The organism is Modestobacter sp. L9-4 (assembly GCF_019112525.1).
In the GTDB taxonomy this organism is placed as follows: Bacteria; Actinomycetota; Actinomycetes; order Mycobacteriales; family Geodermatophilaceae; genus Modestobacter.
In genome coordinates this window covers 2,482,313-2,495,960 of sequence record NZ_CP077800.1, presented here as the reverse complement: position 1 = coordinate 2,495,960, position 13,648 = coordinate 2,482,313, and the positions used below count along the sequence as shown (strand labels likewise).

Genomic DNA, 13,648 nt, shown 5'->3' with positions numbered 1-13,648 from the left:
CAGCCGACTCCTGGGACACTGGGGGCATGCGCTTCCTGGGCGACCGCCGTCCCGACCACGACCTGACCTACGCCGACGTCTTCATGGTGCCGGGGCACTCGACGGTCGGCTCACGGCTCGAGGTCGACCTGACCACGCCGGACCGGGTCGGCACCACGGTGCCGATCGTGGTCGCCAACATGACCGCGATCTCCGGCCGCCGGATGGCCGAGACCATCGCCCGGCGCGGCGGGGTCGCGGTGCTGCCGCAGGACATCCCGGTCGACGTCATCGGTGAGGTCGTCTCCTGGCTCAAGGCCCGGCACCCGGTCTACGACACCCCGATCACGCTGGGCCGCACCGCCACGGTGTCGGAGGCGCTGTCGCTGATGGGCAAGCGCGCGCACGGCGTCGTGGTCGTGGTCGAGGACGGCCGGCCGATCGGCGTGGTCACCGACGGCGCCTGCCAGGACGTCGACCGGTTCACCCAGCTGTCGGAGGTCATGACCCCCGACCCGCTGACCATCCCCGCCGGCACCGACCTGCCCAAGGTGTTCGACGTGCTGTCCGAGGAGCGGGTCAACGCCGCCCCCGTGGTCGACGGCGACCGGCTGGTCGGCCTGATCACCCGCAAGGGCGCGCTGCGCTCGGCCATCTACACCCCGGCGCTGGACGGCGACGGGCGGCTGCTGACCTCGGCGGCCGTGGGCATCAACGGCGACGTGGCCGGCAAGGCCGAGGCGCTGCTGGCCCACGGCGTCGACGTCCTCGTCGTCGACACCGCGCACGGCCACCAGGAGAAGGCCATCGAGGCGGTGCGCGCCGTCCGCGCCGTCGCGGGGTCGGTGCCGGTGGTGGCCGGCAACGTGGTCACCGCCGAGGGCACCCGTGACCTCGTCGAGGCCGGCGCGGACGTCGTGAAGGTCGGCGTCGGCCCGGGCGCGATGTGCACCACCCGGATGATGACCGGCGTCGGGCGCCCGCAGTTCTCCGCCGTCGAGGAGTGCGCCGCCGCCGCCCGCGAGCTGGGCAAGCACGTGTGGGCCGACGGCGGGGTCAAGCACCCCCGCGACGTGGCGCTGGCCCTGGCCGCGGGTGCCGCCAACGTCATGGTCGGCTCCTGGTTCGCCGGCACGTACGAGAGCGCCGGTGACCTCTACGACGACGGCGGGCGCAAGTACAAGGAGAGCTTCGGCATGGCCTCCGCGCGCGCCGTGAAGGCCCGCACCTCGAACCAGAGCGGCTTCGACCGGGCCCGCGCCGGCATGTTCGAGGAGGGCATCAGCGCCTCGCGGATGTACCTGGACCCGGCCCGCCCGGGCGTCGAGGACCTCGTCGACTCGATCGTGGCGGGCGTGCGGTCCTCGGCGACGTACGCCGGTGCCCGCACCATCGACGAGCTGCACGAGCGGGCGGTGCTGGGCGTGCAGAGCGCGGCCGGCTACGACGAGGGCCGCCCGCAGCCCACCAGCTGGTGAACGCGCTCCCGCTCCCGCGCTTCGAGGAGCTGGTCGCCGACGCCCTCGACGAGGTCCCGGTCCAGCTGATGGACCTGCTGGACAACGTCGTCGTCCTGGTCGAGGACCGCCACCCCGACGAGCCGGACCTGCTGGGCATCTACGAGGGGTTCGCGCTCACCGAGCGGGGCGCGGACTACGGCGGCACCCTGCCGGACCGGATCATGATCTACCGCGAGGCCATCTGCGACATCTGCGAGGACGAGGAGCAGGTGGCCGAGGAGGTCACGATCACCGTCGTCCACGAGATCGCGCACCACTTCGGCATCGACGAGGAGAAGCTCCACGCCCTCGGCTGGGGATGATCGGAGGACCCCCGTGCCCCCACCCCTCACAGGCTCGGGGCGGGCCCCTGCACGGGGGCCGACGGGTAACTTCAGGACGTGCCCGAGGACGCCCGTCTGCCGATCAAGATGCTGCACGACCGTCTGCTGGTGTCCCTCCGCAAGGAGGACGGCGACCGGCGGTCCACCGGCGGCATCCTGATCCCGGCGACCGCGCAGGTGGCCAAGCGGCTGGTCTGGGGCGAGGCGCGCGGGGTCGGGCCGAACGTCCGCCAGGTCGCGGTGGGCGACCAGGTGCTGTTCTCCCCGGAGGACCAGCACGAGGTCGAGGTCCACGGCGAGGACCTGATCATCCTGCGCGAGCGCGACGTGCACGCCGTCGCCGCCGAGCGGATCGAGGAGTCGACCGGCCTCTACCTGTAGCCGGCAGACCCCGGAGCTGGGGTCTCCGGCAGCAGCCCGGCGAGCAGGCCGTCGTCGCGCATCCGGTCGAGCAGGTCCTCGGGGACGTCGTCCTCGCAGTCCAGGCCGTGGTCGATGAGCCGGCGGTAGGAGCCGATCTTGGCCTGCACCACCGCCATGTCGTCCTGCAGCTCGGCGAGTCGCTGTTCGATGGCGACGCACTGCCGCTCCAGCAGGGCCATCCGCCCCGCGTGGTTGGCCAGTTCGCCGCCGCCGGCCTCGACGAACGCCCGCACGTCGGCCACCGGCATGCCGGTGCGGCGCAGGGCCTGCACCACCCGGATGAACCGCAGTGCCCCCGGCGGGTAGCGCCGCTGGCCGCTCGCGCTGCGCTCGACCAGCGGCAGCAGGCCCTCGCGCTCGTACCAGCGCAGCGTGTCGACGCTCAGCCCGGTCTCCTCCGAGACCTGCCCGATGCCGAGGGTGTCCGGGGACGCGACCATGCCCCCCACGCTAGGCCTCAGAGCGCCAGGACGAACCGGTACCGGACGTCGTTGCGCGCCAGCCGCTCGAACGCGGTGTTGACCTGGTCGAACGGCAGCACCTCGACGTCGGCGGTGAGCCCGTGCTCGCCGCAGAAGTCCAGCATCGCCTGGGTCTCGGCGGTGCCGCCGGAGCCGGAGACGGTGAGGCTGCGGCCGAGCAGGCCCATCGGCAAGACCGTGTAGCTCTCCGGCAGACCGAGCACGCACAGCGTCCCGTCCAGCCGCAGCGCACCCAGGTAGGGGCCGAGGTCGTGGGCGCCGGAGGCGGTGTCCAGCACGAAGTCCAGCCGTCCGGCGACCGCGGCCATCGCCCCGGCGTCGGTGGAGACGACCACGTCGTGCGCGCCGAGGGCCCGGGCGTCGTCCGCCTTGGCCGCCGAGGTGGTGAACACCGTGACCCGGGCGCCCAGGGCGACGGCGAACTTGACCGCCAGGTGGCCGAGGCCGCCCAGGCCCACGATGCCGACCTGCGTGCCCGGCCCGATGCCGGCCCGGCTGAGTGGCGACCAGGTGGTCACCCCGGCGCACATCAGCGGGGCGACCGCCGCCGGGTCGAGCCCGGCGGGCAGCGCGTACACGAACGCGTCGCGGACGACGTACTCGGTGGAGTACGCCCCCTGGGTCGGGGTGCCGTCGCGCAGGTCGCGGCCGCCGTAGGTGGTGGCGGGGAACTGCCGGCAGTAGGGCTCGCGGTGGGCCAGGCAGTTGTCGCACTCCCCGCACGAGTCGACGATGTTGCCCACCGCGACGGCGTCACCGACGGCGAAGCGGGTGACGCCGTCGCCGACCGCGGTCACCTCGCCGGTGAACTCGTGGCCGGGCACCAGCGGCGGGGCGCCGGCGGGCAGCCCCTCGACGGCGTGCAGGTCGCTGTGGCAGACGCCGACGTGGGTCACCCGGACGGCGACGTCGTCGGCCCGCAGGTCGCGGCGGGTGAACTCGATGGGCCGCAGCGGCTCGGCCGCTGCGTACGCGGCGAACCCGGTGACTGTCCTCATGCGCAGCGACGCTAGGAGCTGGAGTGCACTCCAGCGCAAGGGTCAGGGCAGCAGCGCGAGCTTCCCGCCCGGGTGGCCGCCCATGAGCAGCTCCAGCGCGGCCCGTGCCTCGCTCAGCGGGAACGTGCGGGCCATCGGGACGACGAGCCGTCCCTCGCCCGCCAGCTCGACCAGCCGCGCCCGCGCCGCGTCCCGGAACGCCCTGCTGTCCGGCATCGCCCCGGCGATCACCCGGATCCCGTCGCGCTCGGCGCGGCCCATCGCGGCGATGGTGACGATCCGCTGCCGGTCGGCGACCAGTTCCAGCGAGACGTCGACGGCCTCGTCGGTGCCCACGGCGTCGAGCGCGGCGGCCACCCCGTCCGGCGCCAGCGCACGCACCCGGTCGGCCAGCCCGTCGCCGTGGCGCACCGGCTCGCCGCCGAACCGGGCGACGACGTCGGCGCCGGTCTCCCCCGCGGTGCCGATCACCCGGGCGCCGAGCAGCGCGGCCTGCTGCAGCACGCTCACCCCGACCGCGCCGGAGGCCCCGTGCAGCAGCACCGTGTCGCCCGCGCGGACGCCGGTGACGTGCAGCATCTCCGCGGCCGTCGTCCCGGCGAGCAGCAGGTTGGCCGCCTCCTCGGGGGCGAGCGCCGGCGGCCGGGCGAAGACCGCCGAGGCGGGCACGGTGACCTCGGTGGCGTACCCACCGCTGATCCGGAAGGCGAGCACCTCGTCGCCCACCTCCCCGCCGCCGGAGGCGATCTCGGTGTCCGGGCCGAGCGCGGTGACCCGGCCGGCGACCTCGTAGCCGATCGCGATCGGCAGCTGGGACCGGTCGCCGGGGCGGGCGACGTGCTTGGCGTCGGCGGGGTTCATGCCCGCGGCGGTGACCGCGATCGTCACCTCACCGGGCCCGGGAGCCGGGACGTCGACGTCCACCAGCTCGAACACGTCGAGCCCACCGAAGTCCGTCGCCACCCAGTGCTGTGCCATGCGCTCCCCATGCCCGGGACCGCAGCCGGGCGAACCCCGCCGGTGTGCGCTCACAGCTGTCTCCCGGCCGAGGAGGCGACCGGGAGCGCACGACGGCGGGCGGATGTGACCGATCGGTCCCGAGGGGGTGTGCTCAGCGTCCTCGGAGCGGCACACTGGGTGATCATGGGGCTCAGCAGCGGGGACGAGGAGCGGGCGTCAGCCCGCCGCGCCCTCGCGCACCCGCGCCAGCCAGGCCTGCGCCTCGGCGAAGGCGGTGTCCCCCACCCGGTCGGCGACCGGCTTGCCGGGCAGCGCGTCGGCCCGCGGGTAGGAGCCGAGGAAGCGCACCTCGGCCGACTGCCGGTGCAGCGCGGCGAGCGCGTCGCCCACCCGGGCGTCGGCGACGTGGCCCTCGCAGTCGATGGAGAACGAGTAGACGCCCAGCCGCTCCCGGGTCGGCCGAGACTCGATCCGGGTGAGGCTGATGCCGCGGACGGCGAACTCGGTGAGCAGGTCCAGCAGGGCACCGGTGCGGTCGGGCACCACCGCGGTGACGGTCGTCTTGTCCGCGCCGGTGGGCGCGGGCAGCGCTCCGGGGCGCTCGACCAGCACGAACCGGGTCACCGCGCCCGGGTGGTCGGCCAGGTCGGCCGACAGGACCTCCAGGCCGTACCGCTCGGCGGCGATGGCCGCGCAGACGGCGGCGTCGTGCTCGCCCCCGGCGACCCGGCGGGCGGCGTCGGCGGTCGAGGACGTCGGGAGGACGTCGGCCGCGGGCAGCAGTGCGGCGAGCCGGCCGCGGGTCTGCGCCAGCGCGTGCGGGTGGCTGGCCACGGTGTGCACGTCGGCCAGCGCCACCCCGGGTCGCACCGCGAGCACGAAGCCCACCTCGAGGAAGACCTCCCGGGTGACCACCAGCGGCGCGCCGTCGACCAGGCCGTCCATGGTGGCCGGGACCGACCCCTCGACCGAGTTCTCCAGCGGCACCAGGGCGGCCGCGCACTCCCCCGCACGGACGGCGTCCAGCGCCGCGCCGATGCCCGCCGCGGGGCGGTCCACGCCCTCGGCCCCGCCCCCGTGCACGCCGGTCGTCGTCCCCAGCGAGGCCACGAGGATGCGGAGCGCGGCCTCGGCGAAGGTACCCTCGGGCCCCAGATAGGCGAACCTCGTCGGCGCTGTGCTGCGAACTGCACTCGGCATCCGGTGAGGGTAGTGCGGCCGTACCGGGTCCCGGCTCGTGTCGGGGCCCCGGTGCGGGGGGAGCTGCCTCGTCACCGGCAGGGCACGTGTGCGTCGCGGCCCGTGAGCGCTGACTGGAGGGACGCGTGACCCCCGGAGCCCGGACCGTCGACGAGCACCTCCTCGCCACCGCGCGCTGGCGGCTGCTCGCCGTCAGCGGCACCGAGCACGCGCACGTCTTCGCCGCCGAGCTGGCCGCCACCGGCGACGTCCTGGCCGCGGCCGAGGAGCCCTGCTGGCGTGCCTGGACGGCGGCCTTCACCGCGCGCGCCGCACTGCTGGCCGGCGACCGCGAGGGCGCGGCCGACGGCGTCACCACCGCCCGGGCGGAGCTGGAGCGCTGCCTGCCCACCGCCGAGCACGCCCTGGGGCTGGCCTACCTGGCCCACCTGGAGGCGGTCTCGGACCGCTTCGACGCCGCCCTGCACCTGGCCGTCGACGCCAGCCTGCTCGCCGACCAGGTCGCCTCCGCCGCACCCAGCCGGGAGCTGCACCAGGCCCACCTGTGGCTGTCCCTGGCGCTGACCCGCCTCGACCTCGAGGAGCTCGCGGTCGACCAGGCCCTGGCCGGCACCCGGGTCGCGGCCGCGCTGCCCGACCTCGACGACCGCTGGCAGCTGCTGCGGCTGGCCGCCCAGCAGCACGCCGAGCTGGCCCAGACGGTGCACCGCCGCGGTGACCTGCCGCGCTCCCGCGAGCTCGCCGCGGTGGCCCTGCGCTGCGCGACCGCCGCCCGGGAGCTGCCCGTCGAGCCAAGCGACGACGACCAGGACCTGCTCGACGTCGTCCAGGCCTGGGCGCTGACCCTGGCCGGCCGGCTCGACGACGCCCTCCCCCCGCTGCGGCGGGTGCACCGGCACCTGGCCACCGGGGAGCTGCGCACCTGGCTGACCGGCTACGCCGACCTGGTGCTGGCCCGTCTGCTGTCGCAGCGCTGCGCGGTCGACCTGGACCCCGACCACCCCCAGGGCGACGAGGCGGTGCAGCGGCTGGTGTCGGCGTCCGGCGCGTTCGCCGCCGTCGGCGACCGGCGGCGGTACCGGCAGTGCCTGCTGGAGCTCGGCCGGGCCAGCGCCGCGCTGGGCGCCACGAACGAGGCCCTGCACTGGCTGGAGGCCTACCGCACCGAGACCAGCCGCACCCACCTGTACGGCCGCGAGCTGTGGGCGGAGATGTTCGTCCGGCGCAGCCGGCTGCGGGAGGCCGAGCGGCAGACCGCGGTGCTCCGCCGGCACGCCCTCGAGGACACCCTGACCGGGCTGGGCAACCGGCGCAGCGCCGAGCACCGGATGGACGACCTGCGGATCGACCGTGAGCCGGTGTCGCTGGCCGTGGTCGACGTCGACGGGTTCAAGTCGGTCAACGACCAGAACTCCCACCTGCACGGCGACGAGGTGCTGCGCCGGGTCGCCGAGCTGCTGCGCCAGCACAGCCGCACCGGCGACGAGGTGTTCCGCTGGGCCGGCGACGAGTTCGTCGTCGTCCTGCCCGACACCACCCAGGCCCAGGCCGTCGTCGCCATGGAGCGGCTGCGCACCGCCATCGCCGACGCCGACTGGGGCGACATGGACGTCCCGGTGCGGGTGACGGTGAGCATCGGCGTGGCCACCGCCGGCCCCGGCGGCGCGACCGGCCCGCGGTCGTGGCGCGAGCTGTTCGACAGCGCCGACCTGCACCTGTTCGGCGCCAAGAGCAGCGGCCGCAACCGGGTGCGCGCCGCCCTGGGCGGCACCCTGCCCCCGGCGCCGGTGGTGCGCCCGGCCGGGTCGATCGACGAGCTGGTGGCCGAGGTGCTCAGCACCTCGCCGCGCCGGCCGGGCTGGGCCTTCGAGGACGGCGAGGTCGCCTCGTGAGCGGCACCCCGCGCGGGGCGACCCGGTGAGCCTGCTGCGTCCTCGTGAGGCGGGTGAGGCAGGTGTGCGGCGGAGGCGTGGTCAGCCGACCCCGCAGCGTGACAGTTCCGCGGACAGCAGGCAGAGTGCCCTCGTGCCGCCGGGACCCCTGCACCAGCAGGTGAGCTCAGCACTGTCCAGTTGGCAGCTCGACGCCGCCGAGGCCCTGCTCCGCGAGGTCGACGGCGAGGCGACCGCCGCCGACCGGACCGCCGCCCCGCTGACCTCGCTGGCCCGCGCCTGGGCCGACACGCTTCGCGCCGAGCTGCTCGTGCGCCGGCTGCGGCTGGCCGGCTACTCGCTGCTGGGCGACCCCCTGGTCGACGGTGGCCCGGAGCAGGACGGCCCGCTGGACCTGCACGACGGCGCCGGCCCGGCCTCCGACGTCCCCGTCGACCGGGACACCCGCTCGGAGTCCGCGACGCACGCCGCGCTGGCCATCTCCCTCGTCCGCTCCGCCCGCGCCGCCTTCGACGCCCAGGACGACGACCTGCAGCGCGCCGCCGGCCTGGCCCGGCACGCGCGCATCGAGCTGCTGTCCCGCCGCGTCGACGCCGCCATGGACGAGGCGGTGGAGGCCGCGAGCCTGCTGGACCCCGGCCTGGCGCCCAGTCCGCTGCTGGTGCACACGCTGGGCTCGCTGGCCGCCGTCCTGGCCGACCTGGAGCTGATGCCGCTGGCGCTGGACTACCAGCGCCGTGCCGCCGACGTCGCCGCCGGCCTGGCGGGCCGCACGACCGGGGCCGACGACCCCGCCGACCGCGAGCTGCTCACCCGGCTGGCCGGGGAGACCGCCACCCGGCTGGCCGCGCTGTGCGCCGAGCTGGGCGAGGGCCTGCTCGAGGACGACCGCACCGAGGCCGCCGCCCCGCACTTCGCCGAGGCGCGCGACCTCGCCGTCCGGGCGCTGGCGCAGCTGCCGCCCACCGACGCCGGGGTGCTCGACGCCCAGGTGGTGCACGGCTGGGCGCTGGTCGGGCTGGGCGAGCACGCCGCAGCGGCGTCGCTGCTGTGCGCCGTCGTGCGGCGGGCCGCCGAGGACCGGGCGCTGCTGGCGTCGGCGGAGCTGGGGCTGGGCCGCGCCCTGCGCCGGGCCGGTGACCCGCGGGCCGCCGACGACCACCTGGCCGCCGCGCTGGCGCTGGCCACCGAGCACGGCCTGCCCCGGCTGCGCCGGGCCGCGCTGCGCGAGCTGTGCACGCTGCACGCCGACCTCGACGACGCCGCCCGGGCCCTGCCCTACCTGCAGGCCTACCTCGCCGACGAGCTGGACCGCGTCGACGAGCGGCGCACCCGCTGGGTGGAGCTGTTCGGCCGGCGCAAGAGCCTGCTGGAGACCGAGCGGGCCGCCGGGCAGCTGCGCCGGCAGGCCTACGAGGACCCGCTGACCCACCTGCCCAACCGCCGCTACGCCGAGGCCCGCCTCGACGGGCTGCTGTCGGCCGGGTCCGTGCCGGCGCTCGCGGTCGTCGACATCGACCGGTTTAAGGCGATCAACGACGCCGCGGGCCACCCCGGCGGGGACGCCGTGCTGCGTGCGGTCGGCCAGCTGCTGGTCGAGGGCTGCCGCGGCAACGACGAGGTCTGCCGCTGGGCCGGCGACGAGTTCGTCATCCTGCTGCCCGACACCACCGCCGAGCAGGCCGAGCGGGCGATGGAGCGCATCCGCCGCTCGATCGCCGGGCACGACTGGTCGGCGCTGGGCGTGAGCGTGCCGGTGCGGATCAGCGTCGGCATCGCCCAGGCCGCGCGCGGCGACGACCGGCGCACCCTGTTCGCCGCCGCCGACGGGGTGCTCTACGACGCCAAGCGGGCCGGCCGGGACCGCGTCGTCCGGCTGTCGGGGGTCACCCAGACCCGGGCCGCCGAGGACGCCGCGGCGACGATCGAGGGCATCGCGGGCACCGCCGTCGACACGCCGATCGCGGCTGCCTCGGCGGCGACCGCGACGCCTATGGTCGGCGACGTGACGGTCTCCCCGCGGTTCGACGGCCCCGACGAGCACGACGGCGACCCGGCCGACGCCGCCGGTGGCTTCGCCGCACTGCTGGTCGAGCCCCCCGAGGAGCCGCCCGCCGCGGCAGCCCCCAGCGACACGGCACCCACCGGGACCGAGCGCACCGACACGGACGCCTCGGCGCCCGTCGGTGAGGAGCCGGTCCGCACGCGCACCCCCCTCGACGAGCTCTTCGGCGGGCCGCTGCGCCGCCCCGCCGGGCGCCGGATCGGTCCGGCCGAGCCCGCCCCGGCCGCCGCCGAGCCGGTGCCCGCCGCCCCGGTGAGCACCCCGGTCACCCCGCCCGCCCCCGCGCCCACCGCGGTCCCCGCGGCCCGGGAGCCGGGGCTGCCCGCCGGTCCCGACGTCATCTGGGGCACCGGCCGCAGCACCGAGCAGGTCCTGGCCCTGGTGCGCGAGGCGCGCCGCGACCACCCCGACCACCCGGCGGTCGTCGTCCGGGCCAGTGCCGACACCCTCGTCGCCCTGGCCAGCGAGCACGACGCGTACACGACCATGGACGCCGCGGCGATGTCGGCCGCGGTGGGCCCGGTGCCCGAGCCGCGCGGCCGGGTCGCCGTGCTGTGCGCCAGCACCGGCGACACCCCGATCGCCGCCGAGGCCGCCTTCGTCGCCCGGGTGAGCGGCACCGAGGTCGTGCGGGTCGACGACGTCGGCGGCAGCCGGATCCGCCCGCTGCTGGCCGACCGCTCGCTGCTCACCGACGTCGACTGCCTGGTCGTCGTGGCGGGCCTGGACGCCGCGCTGGCCAGCGTGGTCAGCGGGCTGACCGAGGTGCCGGTCGTCGCCGTCCCCACCTCGACCGGCGCCGGGGCCTCCTTCGGCGGCTTCGGTGCACTGCTGACGATGCTCAACTCCGCCGCGCCCGGCGTCGTGGTCAGCAACATCGACAACGGCTGGTCGGCCGGCGTCTTCGCCGCCCGGATCGCCCGCCGCACCGCACGCTGAACCGTCGGCCCACCCGGGTCCGCTACCCTCCTCCTCGAGAAGGGGAGTAGCCCCCCGACCGCTGGTCGACATGCTGGCGCGTTCGCGCGCCCGGTCAGCGGGCCCGCACCCCGGTGCAGGTGGGCGAGACCTTCGGCCCTGCAGTCACCCCTCGGTGCTGCCGGTCGGAGGCCGTCTGCGCACTCGACCGGGAGCGCGCGCACAGAGAAGAGCTCCCCGTGGTCCTGTCGGTCGTGCTGGCCGCCTTCGTGTTGATCCTGCCCGTCGAGCTGCCGGACAAGACGCTCTTCGCCACCCTGGTGCTGGCCACCCGCTTCCCGCCGCTGCCGGTGTTCGTCGGCGTCGGCGCGGCGTTCGGCCTGCAGACCGCCATCGCGGTGACCGCCGGCAGCCTGCTGTCGCTGCTGCCCGGCGCGCTGGTCAGCGGGGTGGTCGCCGTGCTGTTCCTCGTTGGCGCCGCACTGCTGTGGCGCGAGGCGCGGTCCGGCGGCGAGGACGACGGCGAGGACGCCCAGCCGCGCGAGCGCACCTCCTTCGTGCGGGCGGCGGCGATCTCCTTCGGCATCCTCTTCGCCGCCGAGTGGGGCGACCTGTCCCAGCTGGCCACCGCCGGGCTGGCCGCGCGCTACGCCGAGCCGGTGTCGGTCTTCGTCGGTTCCTGGGCGGCGCTGCTGGTCATCTCCGCGCTGGCGGCCTTCCTGGGGCGCAAGCTGGCCGACCGGCTGCCCCTCGCGCTGCTGCACCGGGTCGCCGCGGGGCTGTTCGTGGTGTTCGCTGCGGTCGCAGTGGTGGAGACCGTCCGCGCACTGACGAGCTGACCGGACACGACGCGAGAGGACCCCGATGGACAGCGACGACGCGGTGCGGATGCTGGTCGCCGCGCACGCCCGGCAGGACCGGCGGCGCTACGTGCGCGTGCACGCCCGGCTGCACCCCGGCGAGCCGCTGCCGCCCGAACCCCGGCGCACCCGCGAGGTCGAGGTCTTCGGCCGGGTGTTCCGGGAGTGGATGCGGTTGCGCACCTCCGCGGAGCGGGCGGTCACCGCGGCCACCGTGGTCGCGGCCGAGGACGCGGCGTTCACCCAGGCCCGGTCCCTGCCCGACTGAGGCCGGCCCGGTCGCGGCACGGCCCTCGTCGGGGTCAGCCCCTCCGCCGCTGCTCAAGCACCCGCGCCGCCCTGCCGACATGGGGTGGGAACGGCCGGGACCGGCCGCGGCGAGGGGAGAGGCCATGGACACCATCCGGCTCGAGGAGCAGCAGGACGTGCTGGTGCAGACGGCTGCGGTCGTCGCCGCCCAGCACCAGTTCGCGCAGCGGCTGCGGCAGCGGACGGTGCCCGACCCGCTCACCGGCCTCCCGGTGCGCAGCCTGCTCATCGACCGCCTCGAGCTCGCGCTGGCCGCGGCCGGCACGGACACCGGCCTGCTGGGCGTGCTGTCCTGCGACCTCGACGGCATCACCGCCCTGGAGGACGTGCACGGCCGCGCCGTCGCCGACGCCGCCCGCGCCGAGGCCGCCGGCCGGCTGGTCACCGCCGTGCGCCAGGGGGACGTCGTCGCCCGGGTCAGCGCGCAGACCTTCGTCCTGCTCTGCCCCGCCATCACCGACGCCGCCGACGCGCACGGCATCGCGCGCCGGATCACCACCGCCTTCGACGAGCCGCTGCACCCCCGCGCCGGCCTCGCACACCGCGTCCGGCTGAGCGTGGGGGTCGCCCTGTCCGGGCGCGCCTCGACCGCCGAGTCGCTCATCGCCGCAGCCGACGAGGCGATGACCCGGGTCCGTCAGGAGCGCCAGGGCACCGGCCGCCACGGCTGAACGGAGTGGGTACGTCGGCCTGACGTCGACGGACCCACTCCGTTGTCCCGCCGCGCGTGCTAGCGGTGGGGGGTCCTCCCTCAGGTCAGGGTCGGGATCCAGCCGGCCAGTGCACGGCCCAGGTCGTCGGGCGCGTCCTCGGCGACCAGCCGCCCGGCCGGCAGCGTGACCTCGGTCAGCGCCGGCCAGCGCTTGACCACCCGGCGCATCCGGTAGCTGCGCGGCGCGGCGGGCTCCGTGTCGACGAACAGCTTGGGCACCTCGCTGTGCGCCATCCACTGCCCGGCCTTGTCGACGATGTCGTGCACGTCCGGCGGCGAGTGGTCGATCGGCAGCTGCCGGGTCCACTCCAGGGTGGGCCAGCGGTCGGCCGGCTCGCGGTAGGGCTGCCGGTAGCGGTCGAGTTCCTCGGCCGTGAGCCCGCGCCGCACCGACGCCGGCAGCAGCTCCTCCACCACCGGGTCCTCCTCCAGCCCGTGCCGCTCGCCGTCGCGCCCGCGCAGCCGCTGGTACACCAGCTTCGTGTCGTCGGGGACGTCGGCCCAGATGACCGGCTGCACCACCGGCTCCATGAACGCGATGCCCCGCACGGCGCCGGGGTTCTTGCGCGCCCAGTCGAAGGCCAGCGCCGACCCCCACTCCGAGCCGACGAGGGTGACCCGGTGGGTGGCCTCGATCTTCTCCAGGAACTGCGCCAGCACCCGGGCGTGCCGGTCGAACGAGTAGCTGCCCGGCCCCGGGTGCGGCAGCTTGCTGGACTCGCCCATGCCGATCAGGTCGACCGCGATGCACCGGCCCAGCTGCCGCACGTACGGGACGACGTTGCGCCACAGGTGGGACGAGGTCGGGTTGCCGTGCAGGAAGACGATCGGGTCGCCCTGCCCGACCTCGTAATAGGCCAGCTCCAGCTCCGCGTCGTCCTCCCGCCCCAGGCGCACCCGCGACCGGGGGAAGGGGTCGTCGACGGGGACGGGGAGGAGGTCGGTCATGCCCGGGTGGTGCCCCGTCGTCCCGCGGTCCGAAACCGCCCCCTTGACCCTGACCCGGC

Annotated in this window: 13 protein-coding genes; 8 read left to right on the top strand and 5 right to left on the bottom strand. The window is 76.0% G+C overall.

Annotated features, from left to right (window positions below; genetic code table 11):
• The first annotated feature begins 26 nt into the window (after positions 1–26).
• The 3 genes from KUM42_RS11765 (at position 27) to KUM42_RS11755 (ending at position 2,203) form a co-directional block, all read left to right on the top strand.
• A complete protein-coding gene (locus KUM42_RS11765) occupies positions 27–1,457 on the top strand; it encodes a GuaB1 family IMP dehydrogenase-related protein (protein WP_237492475.1) in 1,431 nt (476 codons plus the stop codon).
• Positions 1,454–1,801: a metallopeptidase family protein gene (locus KUM42_RS11760; RefSeq protein ID WP_237492473.1), complete on the top strand. Its 348-nt coding sequence runs from the start codon at positions 1,454–1,456 to the stop codon at positions 1,799–1,801. The genes KUM42_RS11765 and KUM42_RS11760 overlap by 4 nt, the downstream gene beginning before the upstream one ends.
• Positions 1,802–1,879: 78 nt before the next feature.
• A complete protein-coding gene (locus KUM42_RS11755) occupies positions 1,880–2,203 on the top strand; it encodes a co-chaperone GroES (protein WP_237492471.1) in 324 nt (107 codons plus the stop codon).
• On the opposite strand, the gene KUM42_RS11750 is transcribed toward KUM42_RS11755, so the two are convergent.
• The 4 genes from KUM42_RS11750 to pheA all read right to left on the bottom strand — a co-directional run bounded on the left by KUM42_RS11750 (position 2,194) and on the right by pheA (position 5,885).
• Complete coding sequence (locus KUM42_RS11750) at positions 2,194–2,685, bottom strand: MerR family transcriptional regulator (RefSeq protein WP_237492468.1); 492 nt, start codon at positions 2,683–2,685, stop codon at positions 2,194–2,196. The two genes, KUM42_RS11755 and KUM42_RS11750, sit on opposite strands and share 10 nt — an antisense overlap.
• 17 nt (positions 2,686–2,702) lie before the next feature.
• On the bottom strand, positions 2,703–3,725 hold the full coding sequence (locus KUM42_RS11745) for an NAD(P)-dependent alcohol dehydrogenase (protein ID WP_237492466.1): 1,023 nt from the start codon (positions 3,723–3,725) through the stop codon (positions 2,703–2,705).
• 42 nt (positions 3,726–3,767) lie between these two features.
• Entirely contained in the window at positions 3,768–4,703 is a 936-nt protein-coding gene (locus KUM42_RS11740) for an NADP-dependent oxidoreductase (RefSeq protein ID WP_237492464.1), read from the bottom strand.
• 198 nt (positions 4,704–4,901) lie between these two features.
• The gene (gene pheA / locus KUM42_RS11735; protein ID WP_237492462.1) at positions 4,902–5,885 is read right to left on the bottom strand and encodes a prephenate dehydratase; all 984 of its coding nucleotides are present in this window, start codon (positions 5,883–5,885) and stop codon (positions 4,902–4,904) included.
• 125 nt (positions 5,886–6,010) lie between these two features.
• Here pheA and KUM42_RS11730 point away from each other — a divergent pair, with 125 nt between their 5' ends.
• The 5 genes from KUM42_RS11730 to KUM42_RS11710 all read left to right on the top strand — a co-directional run bounded on the left by KUM42_RS11730 (position 6,011) and on the right by KUM42_RS11710 (position 12,600).
• Positions 6,011–7,777: a diguanylate cyclase gene (locus KUM42_RS11730; protein WP_237492460.1), complete on the top strand. Its 1,767-nt coding sequence runs from the start codon at positions 6,011–6,013 to the stop codon at positions 7,775–7,777.
• 25 nt (positions 7,778–7,802) lie between these two features.
• The gene (locus KUM42_RS11725) at positions 7,803–10,781 is read left to right on the top strand and encodes a diguanylate cyclase domain-containing protein (RefSeq protein ID WP_370629311.1); all 2,979 of its coding nucleotides are present in this window, start codon (positions 7,803–7,805) and stop codon (positions 10,779–10,781) included.
• 218 nt (positions 10,782–10,999) lie between these two features.
• A complete protein-coding gene (locus KUM42_RS11720; RefSeq protein WP_237492457.1) occupies positions 11,000–11,599 on the top strand; it encodes a TMEM165/GDT1 family protein in 600 nt (199 codons plus the stop codon).
• A gap of 25 nt (positions 11,600–11,624) precedes the next feature.
• Entirely contained in the window at positions 11,625–11,888 is a 264-nt protein-coding gene (locus KUM42_RS11715) for a hypothetical protein (protein WP_237492456.1), read from the top strand.
• Positions 11,889–12,012: 124 nt separating this feature from the next.
• Positions 12,013–12,600: a GGDEF domain-containing protein gene (locus tag KUM42_RS11710; RefSeq protein WP_237492455.1), complete on the top strand. Its 588-nt coding sequence runs from the start codon at positions 12,013–12,015 to the stop codon at positions 12,598–12,600.
• An 80-nt stretch (positions 12,601–12,680) separates the two neighbouring features.
• On the opposite strand, the gene KUM42_RS11705 is transcribed toward KUM42_RS11710, so the two are convergent.
• On the bottom strand, positions 12,681–13,589 hold the full coding sequence (locus tag KUM42_RS11705) for a haloalkane dehalogenase (protein WP_237492454.1): 909 nt from the start codon (positions 13,587–13,589) through the stop codon (positions 12,681–12,683).
• Between the last annotated feature and the right edge of the window lie 59 nt (positions 13,590–13,648).

Excerpts from the sequence above, each read along its gene's own strand:
- KUM42_RS11745 (WP_237492466.1), bottom strand. The coding sequence starts at position 3,725 with ATGAGGACAGTCACCGGGTTCGCCGCGTACGCAGCGGCCGAGCCGCTG.
- KUM42_RS11715 (WP_237492456.1), top strand. The coding sequence starts at position 11,625 with ATGGACAGCGACGACGCGGTGCGGATGCTGGTCGCCGCGCACGCCCGG.
- KUM42_RS11710 (WP_237492455.1), top strand. The coding sequence starts at position 12,013 with ATGGACACCATCCGGCTCGAGGAGCAGCAGGACGTGCTGGTGCAGACG.
- KUM42_RS11750 (WP_237492468.1), bottom strand. The coding sequence starts at position 2,685 with ATGGTCGCGTCCCCGGACACCCTCGGCATCGGGCAGGTCTCGGAGGAG.
- pheA (WP_237492462.1), bottom strand. The coding sequence starts at position 5,885 with ATGCCGAGTGCAGTTCGCAGCACAGCGCCGACGAGGTTCGCCTATCTG.
- KUM42_RS11705 (WP_237492454.1), bottom strand. The coding sequence starts at position 13,589 with ATGACCGACCTCCTCCCCGTCCCCGTCGACGACCCCTTCCCCCGGTCG.
- KUM42_RS11765 (WP_237492475.1), top strand. The coding sequence starts at position 27 with ATGCGCTTCCTGGGCGACCGCCGTCCCGACCACGACCTGACCTACGCC.
- KUM42_RS11740 (WP_237492464.1), bottom strand. The coding sequence starts at position 4,703 with ATGGCACAGCACTGGGTGGCGACGGACTTCGGTGGGCTCGACGTGTTC.